The organism is Pandoraea vervacti (assembly GCF_000934605.2).
Lineage (GTDB): Bacteria > Pseudomonadota > Gammaproteobacteria > Burkholderiales > Burkholderiaceae > Pandoraea > Pandoraea vervacti.
In genome coordinates this window covers 1,265,445-1,283,499 of sequence record NZ_CP010897.2, presented here as the reverse complement: position 1 = coordinate 1,283,499, position 18,055 = coordinate 1,265,445, and the positions used below count along the sequence as shown (strand labels likewise).

The following is an 18,055-nucleotide window of genomic DNA, read 5'->3' as shown; positions in this document are numbered from 1 at the left end:
GCCTCGTTGTCACTTCCGTCGCCAAACGACACGTTGCCATGCCTGCCATCGCTCAACGCGCCAGCCTCGAACCTCCCGGTGCGAACGCCGCCGCTGCCGCCTTCGCCGATACCGCTGCCCTCCCCTCTGCCTTGCCTGCCTTGCCTGCCTTGCCTGGCGTAACCGCCTTGCCCACCACACGGCAACGCCACCGATTCAACCCGCGCGCGCGCCTCGACGCCACGCTCGACATTACGCTCAGTCGCGCAGCCGTCTCCTCGCTGGCCGTGACGCTGGCGATGAGTCTTCCGCTGCCCTGGCGTGTCGAGACGATTCGGCCGATCCGCCGCGATACGGCCGCCGTGGTGTCGATTGCCTTGCCGCGCGTCGAAGCGTCGCACGCGATGCACGTCGTCATGCAGACGCTGCCCGAAGCCGAATTCGGCGCGCTTCGTCTGCGCCCTGCCGCGTAGGGCGGGCGCATTCGCGGCGCTTCGCGCCAATTCCATAACTCGCTAATTCGCCAACTCGCTGACCGACCTCTGCGACGCACGTCGCGGGATATCGACAGCTACCGCTTCTCCGACAATGAACACTGCCAACTTCGAAGGCGTGTGGGTTCCGCTCGTCACGCCCATGACCGGCGCCAATGGCGCCCAGATCGATCACAACGCCTTTGCCCGTCTGGTCGACTACTATCTCGCGGCCGGCGTGAACGGCCTCGTCGTCGCGGGGACCACGGGCGAAGGCACACTCCTGCACGATGACGAGCGGCGCTGGCTCGTAGAGACAGCCTGCCATCTCGCCCACGGCCACGCCCCCGTGCTCGCCGGTGTGGGCGCCGCAGATACGACCAATGCCGCGCGGCAGATCCGCAGTCTGGACGACTTGCCGCTCGCCGGATATCTCGTACCGCCGCCGTATTACCTTCGCCCATCGCAGGAGGGCATTCTCTGGCACTACCGCACGCTCGCCGCAGGTACGCGCAAGCCGCTCGTGCTCTACAACGTGCCGCTGCGCACCGGCGTCACGCTCGGTGTCGAGACGATTCGCGAACTGGCGTCGCACGAATCGTTCGCCGCGATCAAGGAGTGCGATGCGCATCCCCTCACGCACCTGCCATCGCAAGTGACCATGCGCGTGCTGTGCGGCGACGACATGCAGATCCTGCCCGCGCTGCAAGCGGGCGCAGTCGGCTGCATCTCGGCGGCGGCCCACGTTCGGCCCGACCTGTATCTGAAGCTGGTCCGCTACGTACGCGAAGGCGACATGGAGCATGCGAACACGCTATTCAACGGCATGAAGCCACTGATCCGGCGTCTGTTCGCCGAGCCCAACCCCGTCGCCATCAAAGCGGCCCTCACATCGCTCGGATTGTGCTCGGAGACGGTTCGCCGACCGCTCATGCCGTGCTCGGCCGGGCTTCGCAAGGATATCGACGCGCAACTCGAAGTGACGATGGCGTTCTGAGCGCCACTTTCATGCCGCTGCGCCGACTCCCCCTCATGGCAGGACACTCGTTATGGATGACATCGAACAGCGTCACCGCACCGTCGCCCGTTTGCTGATCAAGCTCTCCGGCACCACACTGGCACGGCTCGCATACGCAACCGGCATCACGGGCAACACGATCTCGCGCTGGGTGCACGGCGACCCGTGCGCGCTCGGCGCGCAAGGACGAGACAAGTTGTTCGCGGCGCTCGGCGCGCACTGCGACGGCGTGAATGTGCACCTCGCGCGCCGCGCCACGGGCGCCGCGCAACCGGTCTTCCAGATCAACGGTCTCGTGCAGGCCGAACGGTTCGCCACCCTCGCCGCGCTGACTTCGACGCAGTTCGTCGCCGCGCGCGAAACGTGTCAGGGTCAGACGCTGGTCAGCCTCATCACGGATATCAGCGCACAGACGACGGCGCTGCTCGTGGGCACGCGCGAAGCGCTCGACGAGCTCTACGCGGAGCTGGGCATCGTCGTCTCGCCCAGACGTCGTATCGAAGCGCATGGGGACGGCCGTGGGGAAGCCCCTTCGGATGCGCGTTTGGAGTGCGGCCTCCGTGGATCGGTGTCGAAGGGGCAATCGATACGACTACACTCGAACTGACCGCGATTCGCGTAGCGACATAAGCAGGTGAAGTGCCGACCCAGTCTCCCCCCGCGGCGCGTCGGCAATCCATTTTTGGCCCCCCGTCAACAATGGAGCGTGTCATGACGACAGATCGCATCAACAAGCGCATGAAGGTCTATGCCACCGAAGGCTGGCAGGACACCGGATACAGGATCGGCGCGCAAAACGCACCGAAAGTGATCTTGCGCGCCGAGGGCGAATGGTGCACGCGCACCGACGACCGCAAGTTCGGGCGGCGCGATGCCAACGGCCGCACGCCGAACTCCGGCGCGACGTATCTGCACAAGGTCTCGGGCGACAAGGCGTATCCGTATCACGGTCACGACGCCCTCATGGGGCAGCTGGTCGGGCGCTTCGGCGAGACCGGCGAGCCCTTCCTCATCGGCAACCAAAAGTCGTTCCGCGTGGACGGCATGCCCAAAGACGTCACGCTCTGGCTATGCTGCAACGACCCCATCGACAGTGCCAGGCGCGATAACGACGGCGCACTTGAGGTCACGCTGGAACTCGACGACGCGCGCGATGTCTTCGCGCCTCGCTCGCAGCATTTCGACCGCCCGTCGGGCCGCTGGGTGGACGACTGATCGCCGCTCGAGCGTTCGTTGAACGTCGCCCCGGGACCGGGGATCGGCAACAAAATGCCAGCGGTGAGCGACTCGCCGCTGGCTTGGCTTTCGCTATTCTCGTGTGACAGTCCCTACGTTACTGCCATCCGAAACGTCGTGCGAATATGCCCTTCATCAACTGGGTAAGCACGGCGTAGGCCAGCAGGATCGCGGCGAGCATCGGGAAATAGGCGAGCGGCAATGCCTGCATCCGGAACGTCTCGGCGAATGGCGACATCGGCAGCATGATGCCGATGAGCATCACCGCGCCCGTCATCAGCAGCAAGGGCCACGCAGCGCGACTCTGGATGAACGGCAGACGGCGCGTGCGGATCAGGTGGACGATGAGCGTCTGCGAGAGCAGCCCCTCCACGAACCAGCCGGACTGGAACAGCGTCTGATGCTCCGCGCTGTTCGCGCCGAAGAGGTGCCACATCGCCACGAACGTCAACACGTCGAAGATCGAGCTGATAGGACCGAAGAACACCATGAAGCGCGACAGGTCCGCAGGGTTCCAGCGCTGCGGATGCGTGAGTTGTTCGCTATCGACGTGATCGAACGGAATCGTCGTCTGCGACAGATCGTAGAGCAGGTTCTGCGTGAGCAACTGCAACGGCAACATCGGCAGGAAGGGCAGGAACGCGCTGGCGATCAGCACCGAGAAGACATTGCCGAAATTCGAGCTGGCCGTCATCTTGATGTACTTGAGCATGTTGGCGAACGTGCGACGCCCCTCGATCACGCCCTGCTCCAGCACCATCAGACTCTTTTCCAGCAGGATCAGGTCGGCCGCTTCCTTGGCAATGTCCACCGCCGTGTCCACGGAGATGCCGATGTCGGCGGCACGCAGCGCCGGGGCGTCGTTGATGCCGTCACCCATGAAGCCCACGACGTGGCCATTTGCACGCAGCATGCGAACGAGGCGTTCCTTGTGTGCCGGGGTGAGCTTCGCGAAGACGTTTGCGCGCTCGACCGTCTGCGCGAGTTCGGCATCGCTCATCGCCTCGATGTCGTCGCCCAGCACGCAGCCGGTCACCGTCAGACCGACTTCGCGGCAGACCTTGGCCGTCACGAGATCGTTGTCCCCGGTCAGCACCTTGACGTGCACGCCCGACGCGGCGAGCGCCGCCAATGCGGGCGACGTCGACTCCTTGGGCGGATCGAGGAAGGCGATGTAGCCCACGAGCACGAGTTCGCTTTCGTCCGCCACGCTGTATCGCTCGCGCACGGGCGGCAGGTGACGCGTGGCGACGGCCACCACGCGCAACCCCTCGGCGTTCAGGTCGGCCGTCACGCGGCGCAGGCGCGCGAGCACGTCGGGCGTGAGCGGCTCGATGTTCGCGCCGTGCTGAACGCGATTGCACGCCGCCATCACCTCTTCCACGGCGCCCTTGCAGATCAGCGCATGGTGATCGCCGTTCTCGCTCACGACCACCGACATGCGGCGACGCTGAAAGTCGAACGGAATTTCGTCGATCTTGCGATAACGATTGACCACGTCCAGGCGCTGGTGCATCTCGGCATGGTCGAGCACGGCCACGTCGAGCAGGTTCTTCAGACCGGTCTGATAGAAGCTGTTGAGGTAGGCGTACTCGAGCACGTACTCGGAGAAATTCCCCCACACGTCGGTGTGACGCTCCAGACAGATCTTGTCCTGCGTGAGCGTGCCCGTCTTGTCGGTGCACAGCACGTCCATCGCGCCGAAGTTCTGGATCGCATCGAGCCGCTTGACGATGACCTTCTTGCGCGAGAGTACGACGGCGCCCTTGGCGAGCGTGGCCGTGACGATCATCGGCAGCATTTCGGGCGTGAGCCCCACGGCAACCGACAAGGCGAAAAGCGACGCTTCGAGCCAGTTGTGCTTCGTGAAACCGTTGATGAGCAGAACGATGGGCGTCATCACGAGCATGAAGCGAATGAGCACCCACGACACGCGATTCACCCCTTGCTGGAAGGAGGTCACCGTGGGCTGCTGCGCCGTCACCCGTTCGGCGAGCGAGCCGAAGAACGTGCGCCCGCCCGTGGTCACCACCACCGCCGTGGCCGAACCACTCACGACGTTCGTCCCCATGAAGGCGAGGTTGTCGTATGCGAGCGGATTGCTCCCACCGCTCTCGCAGGGGTGCGCGAATTTCTCGACGGGCAACGCTTCGCCCGTGAGCGCCGATTGTGAGACGAACAGGTCTTTTGCCGAGAGAATGCGCACGTCGGCCGGAATCATGTCGCCGGCGGCGAGCAGCACGATGTCGCCCGGGACCAGTTCGGCCAACGCGACCTCCCGCCCCATGCGGCCCACCGGCGCGATCTGACGCACCGTGTCCGACTCGGTGGCGGCGTGTGCCGGCGACTCGCGTCGCAACACCGTCGCCGTCGTACTCACCATGGCCTTGAGCTTTTCCGCGGCCTTGTTCGAACGGGCTTCCTGCACAAATCGCAACACCGTGGAAATGATCACCATCGATGCAATGATGATCGTTCCCTCGGTGTCGTCGGTCGCGTAAGACACGGCGGCCAGCGCAGTGAGCAACAGGTTGAACGGGTTGCGGTAGCAGTGAAAGAGATGACGCCACCAGGGCAGCGGCTTTTCATGCTCGACTTCGTTGAGACCGACGTGGGCACGCACCGTGGCGGCTTCGTCATCGGACAGGCCGCTGCGCGTGGTGCGCAGGCGGGCGAGCAAATCCGGCCCGGTGTCGCGGGCCGCCTGAAGCAGACCCGGTGGTGCCTCGTGGCCGTGCGCGGGCGCATCGAGGGTTTCGAGCATGTCGCGGCGACGGAAAAAGCGCAGGCCGAGGCGCGCGCCAAGCACCGCAATCAGTCGCTCGCTGAGCGTGAGAGCTTGTTGCATCGGATACATCCTGAATGGCGGGGGGACGCCGGCGTTGGCGCCGGCGCCCCCGGAATGACGATGAAAACGACGGGGGCGCGGCCTCAGCCGTGCCGGGTCTGCGCGGGGTTGCGCACGAACGCGCGCAGCCACTGCGCGGCACGCCCCACCGCACCGGGACGCGCAGCCATGGCATTGGCCTGTGCGGCGTCGGCATGCGGATCGACGTGATAGTGATGCAGGCACTCGGGCGGCAGCATCAGGGCTTGCGGATTGCCTCCGCGCAGGGTCATGGAGTAACGGAACACGATGAATCTCCCGGCCGCGCGGCATCCGTCCGACGCGGGCGTTGCGATCGCGTTTCCAAGAAAAACCACGCGAACACACGCGCACGACGGGACAGCCCGAGCGGCAGACGTAAAACCAATAAGGGAGCGTGCTACGAAAGACGGACGCTATCGCCAAGGTCCAAAAACGCCTCTCGTCGCGCAGATATTGCGGCGAAAGGGGCAGGACAAACGAACGGTACGTCTGAGGTGCGCGCCAACCCGACGATGCGAGTTAGCGGCTGGGAAGATCCCGGGGGACTAACTCGCGGTGGTGATGTCGACTTCGGTCGACCGGCAACTACCACTAGAACTACTGTCCACGGAAGGACCTCCTGAGAGCTATGACGGCGCGATTCTACCTCCGAGAGCGTCGAAAGAAAAGTGACAATTCAAGGTGTTACAAAATGATGACAGATGGCACTTTCCTCCGCGCGACGGCTCGGCCAGAATCTGTCATCCAATCGTCACAAACCGCCGGCCGGCGGCCGACGGCCCGCTGTCGCGCCGGGACTTCCCCGTGCGCTTACCGGCAGTGTCCCGAACGTCCGGCAGGTATTCGAAAACCCCGGAGTTCATGGATTCACTCAATCGCGCCCTCTTCCTGGCCATCAATGCCTCGCCGACCGTCAGCGAAGGCGAATTGGCCCTCGCCGTCTTTCTGGCCAAATATCTGATCCTGCTGCTGCCGGTCGGACTCGTCACGCTCTGGCTCGCGGGCGGCCGCGACCGTGAGGGCGGCGTTCATGGCCTGCTGGGCATCGGTCTCGTGTTGCTGATCAACTTCGTTATCGGACTGGCGTGGTTCGAACCCCGCCCGTTCGTTGTCGGGCTCGGCACGAATCTGCTGCCGCATGCGCCGACGAGCGCGTTTCCGAGCAACCACGGCGCGATCCTGTTCACGGCCGCGTTCGTCCTCATGGGCACGGCCGCACGCACACCGCGCCTGCTGGGCAAGTTGCTGCTCATTTGTGCGCTGCCGGTGTGTTGGGCGCGCATCTACCTCGGCGTGCATTGGCCGGTCGACATGTTTGGCGCGCTGGTCGTGTCGATCGTGACCGCGCTCATCATGCGCACTGCCAGCGCAAGGGAGACGAGCCGCATCGTCACGGCGATCCTCGAAGGCATTTATCGACGCCTGATGGCGTGGCCGATTGCGCGCGGCTGGTTGCGTCGCTAAGCGCTTAACGCATCAAATTTCCGGGACGGCGCAGGACCGGCACGACTTTGGAACGTTGGAGTGCACGAGCGAAAAGACGAAACGGAAGAAGGCGGAGCGGAAGAAAACAGGAAGGAGGCTTGGGAGACTCGGGAGATCCGAATCTCCCAATGATGCTGCGCAGAGATGAATCAGCGGTGATATTCGCCAGCGGCTTCCGGCTGGTAATCGATGCCGAGCAGTTCGAGCTCGATCAGGTGGCCACCCGGCACCTGCCAATGAATCGACTGGCCGACGCGCAGGCCCAGCAATGCGCTGCCGACCGGCGCCAGCACCGAAATACCGTTTTCGGTGGCGGCAAGATGCTGCGGATACACGAGCGTTACGCGATGCTCCTGATGCGTGGCGAGATCGCGATAGCGCACCACCGAATTCATCGTGGCGACGTCGGCCGGCATTTGCTCCGGATCGACGACGCTCGCACGGGCGAGCTCTGTTTCGAGTGCCTCCACATACGGCAGGGCCGTGCGCGGCGCATTCTCGATGACCGCGTAAAGGCGATCGAGGTCGAGAGACGAGACAGTGATCGGAGGACGTTGCGAGTTGGCGGTGGACATGTCGACGGGCCTTGAATTTCCTTGGCATTGAGTAAAGGTGCCCTCAATCTAACAGAAGCCCCGCGCCGGGAGAAGTCCCTGACTTTGGCGCCATCCGCTAGAATCGACGCATTAAGGTGAATAGGCCGTCGCGCCGCAGAGCTGAACCCATGTCCGAAACCACGACCAATGCCGCACTTTTCGAGCGCGCCCAGCAAACCATTCCCGGCGGTGTGAACTCGCCCGTGCGTGCCTTCCGATCGGTGGGCGGCACACCGCGCTTCATCGCCCGCGCGCAAGGTCCCTACATGTGGGACGCCGAGGGCGTGCGCTACATCGATTACATCGGTTCGTGGGGACCGATGATCGTGGGTCACCTGCATCCGGAAGTCGTCGCTGCCGTGCAGGCGGCCATGTCGCAAGGCTTCAGCTTCGGCGCGCCGACGCAGGCCGAGGTCGTGATGGCCGAGGAAATCTGCCGTCTCGTGCCGTCCATCGAGCAAGTGCGTCTGGTGTCCTCAGGCACGGAAGCGACCATGAGCGCGCTGCGTCTGGCGCGCGGCTTCACGGGCCGCAACAAGATCGTCAAGTTCGAAGGCTGCTATCACGGTCACGCCGACAGCCTGCTGGTCAAGGCCGGCTCGGGCCTGCTCACGTTCGCCGATTCGACGCGCAATGCACCGTCCTCGGCCGGTGTGCCGCAGGAAGTCACCCGCGACACGCTCGTGCTGGAGTACAACAACGTCGATCAGTTGCGTGAACTGTTTGCGGGTCAGGGCAGCGAGATTGCCGCGGTGATTGTCGAGCCGGTTGCCGGGAACATGAACCTCGTGCGCGGCTCGCGCCACTTCCTTCAGACATTGCGCGAGTTGTGCACGGCACACGGCGCCGTGCTGATCTTCGACGAAGTGATGTGCGGATTCCGTGTCGGACTGGGCGGCGCGCAGGCGCTTTACGGCATCACGGCCGACCTCACGTGCCTGGGCAAGGTCATCGGCGGCGGCATGCCTGCCGCGGCCTTCGGCGGACGCCGCGACATCATGTCGCATCTGGCGCCGCTCGGCGGCGTCTATCAGGCCGGCACGCTCTCGGGCAACCCGCTGGCGGTGGCCGCCGGTCTGGCCACGCTCAAGCTGATTCAGGCACCGGGCTTCTATGAAGATCTGGCCAAGCGCACCTCGAAGCTCGTGACCGGACTGGTCGACGCCGCGCAGGCCGCGGGCGTGGCGTTCTCCGGCGACAGCGTCGGCGGCATGTTCGGGCTGTATTTCCGCGCCAGCGTGCCGCAAAGCTTCGCCGAAGTCACGACGTCGGACGTGGCGCGCTTCAACAAGTTTTTCCACGCGATGCTCGATCGGGGCGTCTACCTCGCACCGAGCGCGTTCGAAGCGGGCTTCGTGTCCGCCACGCACGACGACGCGATCATCGATGCGACGCTCGACGCGGCGCGCGACGCCTTTGGGACGATTGCGTAAGTGCCCTGCGGCACCCATCTACCATGGGCTGCGTGGCGCGTGCCACACATTGCGAATTCGTTGAAATTGCCGGAATTGCCGGACCGGTCCGACACCGGCCCGGCCATAACAAGGGGAAACATCATGCAGACGTTGCTGCCGATCAAGCTCCGCCAATCGTTCCTGCGCTGGCTTGCGCTGGGACTGCTCGCGTCGTTGCTGTCCGCCTGCGGATACAACGAAATTCAGGTCAAGGACGAAGCGGTCAAGGCGTCCTGGAGCGAAGTCGTGAACCAGTACCAGCGACGCGCCGACCTGGTGCCGAATCTGGTCAATACCGTGAAGGGCTATGCGTCTCACGAGCAAGCCACGCTCACGGAAGTCATCAATGCGCGCGCCAAGGCGACGAGCATTACGGTCACGCCGGAGACGCTCAACGATCCGGAAGCGTTCAAGCGTTTCCAGCAGGCGCAGGGCGAGCTCTCCGGTGCGCTGTCGCGCTTGATGGCCGTCTCGGAGAACTACCCGAACCTGAAGGCTGACGGGCTGTTCCGGGACCTGCAATCGCAGCTCGAAGGCACGGAAAACCGCATTACGGTGGCACGCAACCGCTACATTCAGGCGGTGCAGGACTACAACGTGTACGTGCGTCAGTTCCCCAACAATCTGACGGCGAAGGTGTTCGGCTACGCCACCAAACCGAATTTCACGGTGGAGAACGAAAAGGCTATCTCCACGGCCCCGGCCGTCAAGTTCTGAGGACCCCGCGATGGCGGCTTTCCTCCAGCCGAAGCGTTTGCTGTGGACCCTGTGGGCGCTTGCGCTGGCGAGTCTGTGCTGGCTGGCGCTGCCGGCCAGCGCCGATGCGCTGGTCGCTGTGCCCGCACTCAGCGCACGCGTGACCGATCTGACCGGCACGCTCACGCCTGAGCAGCGCGGCGCCCTGGAAAACCAGCTCGCGCAGTATGAACAGCAGCGCGGTAGTCAGATCTTCATTCTGATGCTGCCGAGCACGGCGCCCGAGACCATCGATCAGTACAGCATCCGCGTGGCCGACGCATGGAAAGCCGGGCGCAAGGGAATCGATGACGGCGTGATCCTGCTCATCGCGAAGGACAATCCGAACGACCTGCGCAAGATGCGCATCGAAGTCGGTCGCGGCGTACAAGGCTCGCTCACCGACGCCATCTCCGGGCGTATCCTGCGCGATGTCATGGCCCCGTACTTCCGCCAGGGCGACTTCTTCGGCGGACTGGCCGCCGGGGTGGCCGCCGTACAGGCGGCCATGAACAACGAAGCACTGCCCGCACCGAACCTTCCCTCCACGCGCGCGCCGCATTCCGATCTGTCCGATTTCCTGCCGCTGCTCTTTATCGTCTTCATCATTGCGATGGTGGTGCTCATGGAGAGCCGCAGGCGGTTCCGGGGCGCCGGACTCCCGGGCGCGGATCCCAACGACCCTCGCTCGCGGGTGCTCACCGGGCAGCGCGGACGCATCGGCCCCGGTGGCTGGGGCGGCATTGGCGGTGGCATCGGCGGCGGTCTCGGCGGGGGATGGGGACGTAACGACGGGGGCGGCGGCTTCGGCGGCGGTGGTGGTTTCGGCGGCGGTGGTGGTTTCGGCGGCGGTGGCGGCGGTGGATTCGACGGCGGCGGCTCGTCGGGAAATTGGTGAGCACCATGACCACAGCACACGAGAAGGACATCGCGATGCCGCAAAGACAACAAAGGCCACACGACATCTCGCGCTGGTTGCGACACGCCGGCACGTGGCGTGCCCATGCCCGCTGGCTGTTTCCCGAGAACGCCCTCGATACGCTGGAGCGCTCGATCCGGGCGTCCGAGCGCGAACACCGCTGCGAGATCCGTCTGGTGATCGAAGCGGCCATGCCGCTGGCGAACGTCTGGCGTGGGCAAACCTGCCGTCAACGCGCCGTTCAGCTGTTTCATCAACTGGGTGTCGCGCACACGAGCGAGCGCACAGGCATACTGCTGTACATCAACATTGCCGATCACGATATCGAGCTGATCGCCGACAAGGGGGTCAATGCGCTGGTGGCCGCGCGCCGATGGGACGCCGTGGTCGCGCAGATGAGCGCCGGTTTTCGTGACGAACGCTATGTCCAGAGCGTGCTCGACGCGCTGAACACCCTGCGCGGCATTGCGCGCGAATCCCTGCCGGCCCATGCCGGCGCAGCGCCGGACAATGCCCTGACCGACCGGCCGCTGATGCTCTGACGATCCGACGTCTCATGTTTTCCGAACAGGATTTTGCTTACATGCGCCGCGCGCTGGCGCTGGCCGAGCGCGCAATGTTCACCACGACGCCGAACCCTCGCGTCGGCTGTGTGATCGTGCAGGACGGGCGCGTCATCGGCGAAGGCTTCACCCAGCCCGCCGGCCAGGACCACGCCGAAGTGCAGGCGATGAAAGACGCCCGCTCGCGCGGCGAATCGGTGCGTGGCGCGACCGCCTACGTGACGCTGGAGCCGTGCAGCCATTACGGACGCACCCCGCCATGTGCGAAGGGACTCATCGACGCGGGCGTGAAACGCGTGATCGCCGCGATGGAAGATCCGAATCCGCTCGTCGCCGGACGCGGTCTGGGCATGTTGCGCGAGGCTGGAATCGAGGTTCGTTGCGGCTTGCTGGAGAACGAAGCGCGCGAGATGAATATCGGTTTCATCGCCCGCATGACGCGCGGCACGCCGTGGGTGCGCATGAAGGTCGCGGCGAGCCTCGACGGGAAGACCGCACTGCACAACGGTGTGAGCCAGTGGCTCACCGGCCCGGCCGCGCGCGCCGATGGTCATGCGTGGCGCGCGCGGGCCTGCGCAATTCTCACGGGCATCGGCACCGTGCGCGAAGACGATCCTTCGCTCACCGTACGCGAAGTGGAAACGACGCGTCAGCCGCTGCGTATCGTCGTCGACTCGCATCTGGACATCTCGCCGACCGCCAAGGTGCTCGCAGACGGCAACGCGCTGGTGGTCTGCGCCAATGGCGACGCCGCCCGCGCGTCGCGTCTGCGCGACCTAGGCGTGGAAGTGCTCGATCTGCCCAATGCCCACGGCAAGGTCGAACTGCCCGGGCTGATGCGCGCGCTCGGTGAGCGTCAGTTCAACGAAATTCACGTGGAAGCCGGCTACAAGCTCAACGGCTCGATGCTGCGCGAAGGCTGTGTGGACGAAATGCTGGCGTACTTTGCCCCGTCCATCGTCGGCGACGCACAGGGCATGTTCAACCTGCCTGCGCTGACTTCGCTCGACGACACCCTCGCACTTGCGTTCACCGACGTGCGCCTGATCGAAGCGGATCTTCGCGTCATCGCTCGCGTGAAGCGCTGAGATTGCGCGGAGATTGCGACCGCGTGGGAATATTCGCGCCGCGCGATTGCGCCGCCGAGTTGCCGAGTTGCCGAGTTGCCGAGTTGCCGAGCTACTGAGCTATTGAGCGCGACGGGCAAGCCATCGTCAAAACGACAACGGGGGCGCCGCGACTGACGGTGCCCCCGTTGTCGTTGTCCGGACGGCAAACGCTCGCCGTCCGTACGCCGCTCACACGTGGAAGCCCACGCGGCCGAGCGACTCCATTTCGACCGACACGTACTGGCCCGGCTGAATGTATTCGGCCGGCGTGGCGCCACCGGCCATCACGATCCAGCCCGCCTGCAACGGCTCGCCAGCGGCGGCCGACAGACGCGCCGCCGCCACCAGCGAGCGCAGCGGATGCCCCAGCAGCGCCGCCGTCGACCCGACTTGCACGGTGCGGCCGTTGATCGACATCGCCAGCCCGAGATTCGAGAAGTCGACGTGCGGGTCATGCCACGCGCCGATCACAAAACCGCTGGACGATGCGTTGTCGGCAATCACTTCCGGCAGCGTGAACTTGAAGTCCTTGTAACGCGAATCGATGATCTCGATGGCCGGTGCGATCGCCTCGACCGCCGCGAGCGCCTGCGGTCCCGTCACGTTGCCTTCGAGCGGCTTTTTCAGAATGAAGGCGATCTCCGGCTCGACACGCGGATGCACGTAACGCTTGAAATCGATGGACGTCCCCTCCTCGACCTGCATCCCCGAGGTCAGACGGCCCCAGATCACGTCCGAGAGTCCCATCTGAATCATCTTGGCGCGACTCGTGAAGCCCATCTTCACGCCGACTCGGGTCTCGCCACGTTCGGCGCGGCGCGCGAGCGAGGCGGCCTGAATGGCGTAGGCGTCATCGAGCGACAACCGGTTGTCGGTATCGAACTGTTCGACTTCGTGGGCAAAGTGGGCTGCGTCATCCAGCAGCTTGGCGTAATCGTGAATGTGGCTCATCGTGCAGCCTCGCTGGCAGGTTCAAAGACGGCGCGGACCGAGCCCAGGCCGTTGATGCGTGTCTCGAAGATGTCGCCCGGGGTCACGGCGGCCATCGGGCCGAGCGCACCGGAGAGCACCAGATCGCCCGCCTTGAGCGGCGTGCCCACGGCAGCCATGGTGCGGGCAAGCCACACGACGGCGTTGATCGGGCTGCCCAGGCAGGCGGCGCCCGCGCCCACCGACACCGGCTCGCCACGACGCTCCAGCACCATGCCGCACATGCGCACGTCGAACTCGGAGAGTTTTTTCGGCGTATTGCCGAGCACATAAGCGGACGACGATGCGTTATCGGCAATCGTGTCGGTAATGCGAATGTTCCAGTCGGCCACGCGGCTGCCGACGATTTCCAGCGCGGGCAGCGCGTATTCGATGGCGCCAAGCACATCCAGTTGTCCCGGATTATCGACGTTCAGATCGCGGCCGAACACGAAGGCAATCTCGGCTTCGATCTTCGGTTGCGTGAGGATCGACGCCGGAATCGGTTCTCCATCGCCGTAGCCCATGTCGTCGAAAAGCATGCCGAAGTCGGGCTGGTCGACGCCGAGCTGCTTCTGCACGGCAACCGAGGTCAGGCCGATCTTGCAGCCCACGATGCGGCGTCCGGCCGCCAGACGCCGCTCGGTGTTGATGCGCTGAATCGCGTAGGCGTCGTCGATGGTCAGTGGCGCGAACGTCTCGCGCAGCGGGGCGATGAAGCGGTGCGAGCGTTCGGCTTCGAGCAGCGCGTCGGCGGCCTGTTGCAGACGCGCCTGCGTTGCGGCGTCGCGAGGTGTCGTGGTGCTCATCACACGCCTGCCTTGACCGGCGCGGCCGGCTCGTCCTTGGTGCGCTCGCCCACGGCCCAGTGCGCGGCCGGGACCTGCGTGGCGAAAACGCGAATCGATTCGAGCGGTGCGCCGAGGGTCTCGTGCACCGTGCGCGCGACCGCCTTCACACAGGCTTTCACGGTGGCGTCGTCGCGACCTTCCACCAGATTGATATGTACGATCGGCATGTTGGTATCCCCTGAAAAATGCCCAAACGAGTACGAGTGCTGAAATCTTCGTGCGCCCATGATGCGCGCGCAACAAGATACCGTCCAATACCAATTTCCGAGATTCCGATACTATTTCGGTATCAGGCCCGCCATCGGGCAAGGCAACGAATGCCCAGGACGACACATGGATATCAAGCAAATGCGTTACTTCCTCGCCGTTGCGCAGGAAGGCCATTTCGGCCGCGCCGCCGAGCGGCTGAACATGGCGCAGCCCCCGCTCACCCGTCACATCCACGCCCTCGAAGCACAGTTGGGCACGCCGCTGTTTGTGCGCACGCCCAAGGGGACCACGCTCACCGCTGCGGGACATACGCTGCTTGCCGAGGTGCCGAACATCCTGTCGCTCGCGCGCCGGGCCGAGGAGCAGACGAGGCTTGCCGGCCAGGGATACATCGGGCGGCTCGACGTGGGTATTTTCAGTTCGGGCATTCTCAATGTCATTCCGCGCCTGCTGGCGGGCTTTCATACCGAGCGCCCCGAAGTCAAGATCGGCCTGCACAATCTCTCCAAGACGGAACAGATTGCCGCGTTGCGCGAACGACGCATCGCCATCGGTTTTAACCGTCTGATTCCCGACGAACCGGACCTCGTCGTCGACTGGATTCATCGCGAACCGTTTCTCGTCGCGCTCTACGAAGGGCATCCGCTGTGCAAGCGCGCCTCGCTCACGCTCGCCGATCTCGAGAACGAGCGGATGATTCTCTATCCGAACGCGCCGGTGCCGGGCCTTGCCGAGGAAGTGACAGCCGCCTTTCGCGCGGAAGGCGTCACGTTGCGCGTGGAGCAGGAGGTGGAGGACGTGGTGACGTCGATTGCGCTGGTGGCCAGCCGCTTCGGGGTTTGTGTGACCACCGAGTCGGCAGCGAATCTGCGCCTGCCCGGCGTGGTGTATCGCCCGCTGAAATCGAAGCGTCTGCGCTCGATCGAGCTCAATTGCATGTACCGGCGCGACGACGACTCACCGATTCTGGCCGCGTTTCTCGCGTTGATGCGACAGTCGCGCAATCATCGGCACACCTTGCCGATGTAAGCCGCCGCCGTGGGGAACGAACCCGGCGGCTGAATGCAAAACTTCGGAATTGGATTTCAATTCGCGCCGGATTGTATCCAAAATGTCCTGATGCGCGATCTGGCGACGAACATCAACGTGACCCCGATTTGCCGATTTCACGCACGTTCATCGCCGCTTTGATCTGCGTAGTACTACGGAGCATTGCTGTGACGACTCTTATTTTCTTCTTTTGACCCTTTTGAAATCCTTTATCCACGCGGGTTTCGAAGGGGATCAGGATAGCTGTTTCTATTGGGGTGCGTATTACGCTACTATGGCGCATCGTTCGAGCCACCAACGGCAGAATGATCCAATACCGACCAGGTTCAGCAGTCGATCAAGACCACCGCATGCCCGGGTAGTCAAAAAATACAAATCAAGGAGATGTCCACAATGCAGTTCCGTCACAAATCCCTGTTCGTCGCCGCTGCTCTCGCCCTCCTCGGAACGGCCGCCAACGCCGAGACCGTCAAGATCGCCATCGCCGGCCCGTTCAGCGGCTCGGTTGCTCAATACGGCGACATGGTCAAGGCCGGTGCGCTGACCGCGATCGAACAGGTCAACGCCGCCGGCGGCGCCAACGGCAACAAGCTCGAAGCCGTGTTCATGGACGACGCATGCGAGCCGAAGCAGGCTGTCGCCGTCGCCAACAAGATCGTCAGCCAGAAGATCAAGTATGTGATCGGTCACGTGTGCTCGGGCTCGACCATCCCGGCATCGGACATCTACGAAAACGAAGGCGTCGTGATGATCACGCCGTCGGCCACGGCACCGCAGCTGACCGAGGGCAAGAAGCGCCACTTCATCTTCCGTACGATCGGCCGTGACGACCAGCAAGGTCCGGCAGCCGCTCAGTACATCATCAACAAGGTCAAGCCGAAGAAGGTCGCCGTGCTGCACGACAAGCAGTCGTACGGTCAGGGCATCGCCACTTCGGTGAAGAAGGACCTGGACGCCGCCAAGGTGCCGGTCGTGCTGTTCGAAGGTATCAACGCCGGCGACTCGGACTACTCGGCGGTCATCACCAAGCTCAAGTCGCAAGGCGTGGACTTCGTCTACTTCGGCGGCTACCACCCGGAAATGGGTCTGCTGCTGCGTCAGGCGCGTGAGCAAGGCGTGAAGGCCACGTTCATGGGACCGGAAGGCGTGGGCAACAAGGACGTGACGGCCATCGCCGGTCCGGCATCGGAAGGCATGCTCGTGACGCTGCCGGCCGACTTCGCCGCGGACCCGGCCAACGCCAAACTGGTGAAGGCTTTCGCCGACGCCAAGCGTGACCCGAACGGCCCGTTCCAGATGCCGGCTTACACCGGTGTCAAGCTGATCGCCGACAGCATTGCCGGCGCGAAGAGCACGGACTCGGAAAAGGTTGCCAAGTATCTCCACGCCAACACGTTCGACACGCCGATCGGCAAGGTTGCGTATGACGCAGCCGGCGATCTGAAGTCGTTCAAGTTCGTGGTGTTCACGTGGCACAAGGACGCTTCCAAGACCGCCGCCAACTGATTCCCTGACGCTTTACCGGCCAGCGAATCCCCCCCAGCCGCCCGCCGCCCCCGGCGGGCGGCTCGCATTCGCGCTCGGCCCCCGCTAGTCGCGAGGCTTCCCGCATGAACGAATTTTTCCCACAGCTCGCCCAGCAATTGGTCAATGGCCTGACGCTGGGCGCGATCTACGCGTTGATTGCCATCGGCTACACAATGGTCTACGGCATCATCGGCATGATCAACTTTGCCCACGGCGAGATCTACATGATCGGCGCCTATGTCGGGCTTGTCACTCTGACTGCAATCGGAACGGCGGCGGGCTACCCCTTGCCGCTCGTGCTGGGCGCAGCGCTGCTGGTGTCGGTACTGGTCACGGGCCTGTACGGCTTCGCGATCGAGCGGGTGGCGTATCGCCCGCTGCGCGGCGGACCTCGCCTCGGACCGCTGATCTCCGCGATCGGCATGTCCATCTTCCTGCAGAACTACGTGCAGATCGGTCAGGGCGCGCGTGACGTTTCCGTGCCGATGCTGATCTCGGGCGCCATCGACATTCCGATGGGCGACTTCACCGTGACGATTCCCTACGCTCGCATGCTGATCGTGGGGGTGACGGTGGCGCTGATGATTCTGCTCACGCTGTTCATCGCCAACTCGCGCATGGGCCGCGCCTGCCGCGCCTGCGCCGAGGACATGCGCATGGCAAACCTGCTGGGCATCGATACGAATCGCGTGATCTCGTTCACGTTCATTCTCGGCGCCATGCTCGCGGCCGTGGGCGGCGTGCTGATCGGCCTGACCATCGGCAAGCTCAATCCGTACATCGGCTTCATCGCCGGCATCAAGGCCTTTACGGCAGCGGTGCTCGGCGGTATCGGCAGCATTCCCGGCGCCATGCTGGGCGGCGTGCTGCTGGGCCTGGCGGAGACGCTCGCCTCGGGCTACATGCCCTCCGAGTACAAGGACATCGTGGCGTTCTGCCTGCTGGTGCTGGTGCTGCTGTTCCGCCCGACCGGCCTGCTGGGCAAACCCGACGTCGAGAAAGTCTGAGGTCG

The 18,055-nt window shown here is 64.3% G+C and carries 19 protein-coding genes; 13 read left to right on the top strand and 6 right to left on the bottom strand.

Going from position 1 to position 18,055, the window contains the following annotated elements:
* Positions 1–38: 38 nt before the first annotated feature.
* The 4 genes from UC34_RS05815 to UC34_RS05800 all read left to right on the top strand — a co-directional run bounded on the left by UC34_RS05815 (position 39) and on the right by UC34_RS05800 (position 2,685).
* On the top strand, positions 39–452 hold the full coding sequence (locus UC34_RS05815; RefSeq protein ID WP_044454607.1) for a hypothetical protein: 414 nt from the start codon (positions 39–41) through the stop codon (positions 450–452).
* A gap of 115 nt (positions 453–567) precedes the next feature.
* On the top strand, positions 568–1,449 hold the full coding sequence (gene dapA, locus UC34_RS05810; protein ID WP_044454605.1) for a 4-hydroxy-tetrahydrodipicolinate synthase: 882 nt from the start codon (positions 568–570) through the stop codon (positions 1,447–1,449).
* A 52-nt stretch (positions 1,450–1,501) separates the two neighbouring features.
* Positions 1,502–2,077, top strand: a complete 576-nt coding sequence (locus UC34_RS05805; protein ID WP_044454603.1) for a hypothetical protein — start codon at positions 1,502–1,504, stop codon at positions 2,075–2,077.
* A gap of 104 nt (positions 2,078–2,181) precedes the next feature.
* Positions 2,182–2,685, top strand: coding sequence for a hypothetical protein (locus UC34_RS05800; RefSeq protein ID WP_072617442.1), 504 nt, complete (start codon positions 2,182–2,184; stop codon positions 2,683–2,685).
* Between the two features lie 118 nt (positions 2,686–2,803).
* On the opposite strand, the gene mgtA is transcribed toward UC34_RS05800, so the two are convergent.
* Together mgtA and UC34_RS05790 are read right to left on the bottom strand one after the other, a co-directional pair.
* On the bottom strand, positions 2,804–5,554 hold the full coding sequence (gene mgtA, locus UC34_RS05795) for a magnesium-translocating P-type ATPase (RefSeq protein WP_084070975.1): 2,751 nt from the start codon (positions 5,552–5,554) through the stop codon (positions 2,804–2,806).
* Between the two features lie 83 nt (positions 5,555–5,637).
* Complete coding sequence (locus UC34_RS05790; protein ID WP_157123045.1) at positions 5,638–5,841, bottom strand: hypothetical protein; 204 nt, start codon at positions 5,839–5,841, stop codon at positions 5,638–5,640.
* Between the two features lie 595 nt (positions 5,842–6,436).
* Between UC34_RS05790 and UC34_RS05785 the strand changes: the two genes are divergently transcribed.
* A complete protein-coding gene (locus UC34_RS05785) occupies positions 6,437–7,039 on the top strand; it encodes a phosphatase PAP2 family protein (protein WP_044454598.1) in 603 nt (200 codons plus the stop codon).
* 170 nt (positions 7,040–7,209) lie between these two features.
* On the opposite strand, the gene rnk is transcribed toward UC34_RS05785, so the two are convergent.
* The gene (rnk, locus tag UC34_RS05780) at positions 7,210–7,635 is read right to left on the bottom strand and encodes a nucleoside diphosphate kinase regulator (protein WP_044454596.1); all 426 of its coding nucleotides are present in this window, start codon (positions 7,633–7,635) and stop codon (positions 7,210–7,212) included.
* A gap of 149 nt (positions 7,636–7,784) precedes the next feature.
* Between rnk and hemL the strand changes: the two genes are divergently transcribed.
* The 5 genes from hemL to ribD all read left to right on the top strand — a co-directional run bounded on the left by hemL (position 7,785) and on the right by ribD (position 12,415).
* Positions 7,785–9,089 carry a glutamate-1-semialdehyde 2,1-aminomutase gene (hemL, locus tag UC34_RS05775; RefSeq protein WP_044454594.1) on the top strand — a complete coding sequence of 435 codons (1,305 nt, stop codon included), beginning with the start codon at positions 7,785–7,787 and terminating at the stop codon, positions 9,087–9,089.
* A 123-nt stretch (positions 9,090–9,212) separates the two neighbouring features.
* Entirely contained in the window at positions 9,213–9,827 is a 615-nt protein-coding gene (locus UC34_RS05770; protein ID WP_044454592.1) for a LemA family protein, read from the top strand.
* Between the two features lie 10 nt (positions 9,828–9,837).
* Positions 9,838–10,743, top strand: coding sequence for a TPM domain-containing protein (locus tag UC34_RS05765; RefSeq protein WP_044454590.1), 906 nt, complete (start codon positions 9,838–9,840; stop codon positions 10,741–10,743).
* Between the two features lie 5 nt (positions 10,744–10,748).
* Positions 10,749–11,306 carry a TPM domain-containing protein gene (locus UC34_RS05760; RefSeq protein ID WP_052810910.1) on the top strand — a complete coding sequence of 186 codons (558 nt, stop codon included), beginning with the start codon at positions 10,749–10,751 and terminating at the stop codon, positions 11,304–11,306.
* Between the two features lie 14 nt (positions 11,307–11,320).
* Entirely contained in the window at positions 11,321–12,415 is a 1,095-nt protein-coding gene (ribD, locus tag UC34_RS05755) for a bifunctional diaminohydroxyphosphoribosylaminopyrimidine deaminase/5-amino-6-(5-phosphoribosylamino)uracil reductase RibD (RefSeq protein ID WP_044454589.1), read from the top strand.
* Between the two features lie 210 nt (positions 12,416–12,625).
* Here the strand turns inward: ribD and UC34_RS05750 are convergent, their stop codons facing one another.
* From UC34_RS05750 to UC34_RS05740, 3 genes are read right to left on the bottom strand one after another with little or no spacing between them, the layout of a single operon-like run.
* The gene (locus tag UC34_RS05750) at positions 12,626–13,387 is read right to left on the bottom strand and encodes a 2-keto-4-pentenoate hydratase (RefSeq protein WP_044454586.1); all 762 of its coding nucleotides are present in this window, start codon (positions 13,385–13,387) and stop codon (positions 12,626–12,628) included.
* Complete coding sequence (locus tag UC34_RS05745) at positions 13,384–14,214, bottom strand: 2-keto-4-pentenoate hydratase (RefSeq protein WP_044454584.1); 831 nt, start codon at positions 14,212–14,214, stop codon at positions 13,384–13,386. The genes UC34_RS05750 and UC34_RS05745 overlap by 4 nt, the downstream gene beginning before the upstream one ends.
* Positions 14,214–14,423 (bottom strand): tautomerase family protein, encoded by a 210-nt coding sequence (locus tag UC34_RS05740; RefSeq protein ID WP_044454582.1) that lies wholly within the window; start codon positions 14,421–14,423, stop codon positions 14,214–14,216. The genes UC34_RS05745 and UC34_RS05740 overlap by 1 nt, the downstream gene beginning before the upstream one ends.
* Positions 14,424–14,589: 166 nt before the next feature.
* On the opposite strand from UC34_RS05740, the gene UC34_RS05735 reads away from it, so the two are divergent.
* The 3 genes from UC34_RS05735 (at position 14,590) to livH (ending at position 18,050) form a co-directional block, all read left to right on the top strand.
* Positions 14,590–15,495 (top strand): LysR family transcriptional regulator, encoded by a 906-nt coding sequence (locus tag UC34_RS05735; RefSeq protein WP_044454580.1) that lies wholly within the window; start codon positions 14,590–14,592, stop codon positions 15,493–15,495.
* A gap of 414 nt (positions 15,496–15,909) precedes the next feature.
* Entirely contained in the window at positions 15,910–17,022 is a 1,113-nt protein-coding gene (locus UC34_RS05730; protein WP_157123043.1) for a branched-chain amino acid ABC transporter substrate-binding protein, read from the top strand.
* A 104-nt stretch (positions 17,023–17,126) separates the two neighbouring features.
* A complete protein-coding gene (gene livH, locus UC34_RS05725; protein ID WP_044454576.1) occupies positions 17,127–18,050 on the top strand; it encodes a high-affinity branched-chain amino acid ABC transporter permease LivH in 924 nt (307 codons plus the stop codon).
* Positions 18,051–18,055 lie beyond the last annotated feature (5 nt).

What these genes read in the sequence shown, in the direction of transcription:
- UC34_RS05765 (WP_044454590.1), top strand. Translation starts at nt 9,838, where the DNA reads ATGGCGGCTTTCCTCCAGCCGAAGCGTTTGCTGTGGACCCTGTGGGCG.
- UC34_RS05745 (WP_044454584.1), bottom strand. Translation starts at nt 14,214, where the DNA reads ATGAGCACCACGACACCTCGCGACGCCGCAACGCAGGCGCGTCTGCAA.
- rnk (WP_044454596.1), bottom strand. Translation starts at nt 7,635, where the DNA reads ATGTCCACCGCCAACTCGCAACGTCCTCCGATCACTGTCTCGTCTCTC.
- UC34_RS05785 (WP_044454598.1), top strand. Translation starts at nt 6,437, where the DNA reads ATGGATTCACTCAATCGCGCCCTCTTCCTGGCCATCAATGCCTCGCCG.
- mgtA (WP_084070975.1), bottom strand. Translation starts at nt 5,554, where the DNA reads ATGCAACAAGCTCTCACGCTCAGCGAGCGACTGATTGCGGTGCTTGGC.
- UC34_RS05735 (WP_044454580.1), top strand. Translation starts at nt 14,590, where the DNA reads ATGGATATCAAGCAAATGCGTTACTTCCTCGCCGTTGCGCAGGAAGGC.
- UC34_RS05730 (WP_157123043.1), top strand. Translation starts at nt 15,910, where the DNA reads ATGCAGTTCCGTCACAAATCCCTGTTCGTCGCCGCTGCTCTCGCCCTC.
- UC34_RS05800 (WP_072617442.1), top strand. Translation starts at nt 2,182, where the DNA reads ATGACGACAGATCGCATCAACAAGCGCATGAAGGTCTATGCCACCGAA.
- hemL (WP_044454594.1), top strand. Translation starts at nt 7,785, where the DNA reads ATGTCCGAAACCACGACCAATGCCGCACTTTTCGAGCGCGCCCAGCAA.
- UC34_RS05815 (WP_044454607.1), top strand. Translation starts at nt 39, where the DNA reads ATGCCTGCCATCGCTCAACGCGCCAGCCTCGAACCTCCCGGTGCGAAC.
- UC34_RS05760 (WP_052810910.1), top strand. Translation starts at nt 10,749, where the DNA reads ATGACCACAGCACACGAGAAGGACATCGCGATGCCGCAAAGACAACAA.
- ribD (WP_044454589.1), top strand. Translation starts at nt 11,321, where the DNA reads ATGTTTTCCGAACAGGATTTTGCTTACATGCGCCGCGCGCTGGCGCTG.
- livH (WP_044454576.1), top strand. Translation starts at nt 17,127, where the DNA reads ATGAACGAATTTTTCCCACAGCTCGCCCAGCAATTGGTCAATGGCCTG.
- UC34_RS05770 (WP_044454592.1), top strand. Translation starts at nt 9,213, where the DNA reads ATGCAGACGTTGCTGCCGATCAAGCTCCGCCAATCGTTCCTGCGCTGG.
- UC34_RS05740 (WP_044454582.1), bottom strand. Translation starts at nt 14,423, where the DNA reads ATGCCGATCGTACATATCAATCTGGTGGAAGGTCGCGACGACGCCACC.
- UC34_RS05750 (WP_044454586.1), bottom strand. Translation starts at nt 13,387, where the DNA reads ATGAGCCACATTCACGATTACGCCAAGCTGCTGGATGACGCAGCCCAC.
- UC34_RS05805 (WP_044454603.1), top strand. Translation starts at nt 1,502, where the DNA reads ATGGATGACATCGAACAGCGTCACCGCACCGTCGCCCGTTTGCTGATC.
- dapA (WP_044454605.1), top strand. Translation starts at nt 568, where the DNA reads ATGAACACTGCCAACTTCGAAGGCGTGTGGGTTCCGCTCGTCACGCCC.